The following is a 1,484-nucleotide window of genomic DNA, read 5'->3' as shown; positions in this document are numbered from 1 at the left end:
GCCTGCTGCGCATCGGGTCCACCGCCAGCCGCGCCCTGCCGGGCTGGCTGCGCCGCCTGCGGTCCAACGCGGCCTGCCTGGACGCCGAACCGACGCTGCGCGTGGACGTCTCCGCGCACGCCCTGCTGCGGATGGTCGCCGAGGGCGGGCTCGACGTGGCGTTCGTGCACGAGGTCGAGGGCAGCCCGCTGCGCGTCCCGCCGGGGCTGGTGTGCCGCATCCTCGTCGAACGCGAGCCGCAGTTCGTGTCGTTGGCCACGGACCATCCGGCGGCGGCCCGCAGCGTCGTACGGCTCAGCGACCTGGCCGGCGACCGGTGGATGGTCGACCCGACGGTGGACGGCGAGTGGGACGGCCTGCTGCGCGCCCTGCGTTCGGCCGGCCTCGACCCCCGCGTCCTGCACGGCGACTACCTCACCGCCGCGTCCCTCGTCGCGACCGGCGACGTCGTCGCCCTGTGCCAGCCCACGTCCCGGGCCCGCACCGACATGGCGATCCGGCCGCTGCAGGGCGACCCCGTGGGCGTACGCCTGCTGCTCGCGGCCCGTTCCGAGGCGCTGCTGGACGCGGTGCTGCCCGATCTGCGCGCCGCCTACGGGGAGGCGGCGCGGCAGGCGCCCGCCTACCGCGAGCGGCTCGCGCGCCTGGACACCTGGGCCTCGACCTGAAGCCTGTCCCCGCCGGCGGGCCGTAGGCCCCTCCACATTGGGGACCAACGTCCGGGACCCGGTCTGACCTGGGGTTATGGGCCATTTACAGGAGTGCGGCCGGGTGTGGGCACGGCTGTTACACGACGTACGGACGACGCACACACAGCGGTTCTAGCTTCATATCTGTCGACGCCACAAAAGGGCGCAGACAGGGATGAACAGACCGAGCCACGAGGGAAGCACCATGCGCGCCACTCGACGTACTTTCCGCACCGCCGCGATCACCACCGGCGCCATCGCCGCCCTGGCCGCCCCGGCCGCGGCCGCCTTCGCGGACACCCCGCCCGCGCCCCAGCAGTCCGCCACCACCGGTGACCAGGACCAGACGACGCCGAACGGCAACGGCTCCGACGACCAGGGCAACCAGGGCACGGACCAGGGCGACCAGGGCACCGACCAGGGACAGGGCGACCAGGGGAAGGGCGACCAGACCGACCCGCCGAAGCCCGGCGACTGGGAGTCCAAGGGCACCGTGGACCTCGGCGACGGCTGGTCCGCGAAAGTTGACGTGAACGCCTCGGCCCGCTCGGCCCGCGCCCAGATCTCCCAGGACGGCGCCGCCAAGGGCAGCCTGGAGGCGTACGACGGCTCCAAGTCCACCAAGATCGGCGACTACACCTTCACGCTCACCAGCGACGGCACCATCACCGCCAAGAAGGACACCCAGCCCCCGAAGCCCGGCGACTGGGTCTCCAAGGGCACCGTGAACCTCGGCGACGGCTGGACCGCGAAAGTCGACGTGAACGCCTCGGCCCGCTCGGCCCGCGCCCAGAT

At 73.1% G+C, this 1,484-nt stretch carries 1 protein-coding gene and 1 pseudogene; both read left to right on the top strand.

The window, feature by feature from the left end; translation table 11 throughout:
* Window positions 1–668, top strand: a 668-nt coding sequence (locus G3I40_RS29150) for a LysR family substrate-binding domain-containing protein (RefSeq protein WP_239092004.1), incomplete at its 5' end; no start/stop codon positions are given.
* A gap of 226 nt (window positions 669–894) precedes the next feature.
* A pseudogene (locus G3I40_RS29145) lies at window positions 895–1,484 on the top strand (hypothetical protein); the annotation flags it as partial.

It is taken from the genome of Streptomyces sp. SID14478 (assembly GCF_010548525.1).
Taxonomy (GTDB): domain Bacteria; phylum Actinomycetota; class Actinomycetes; order Streptomycetales; family Streptomycetaceae; genus Streptomyces.
This window is presented reverse-complemented; position numbering and strand designations above follow the sequence as displayed.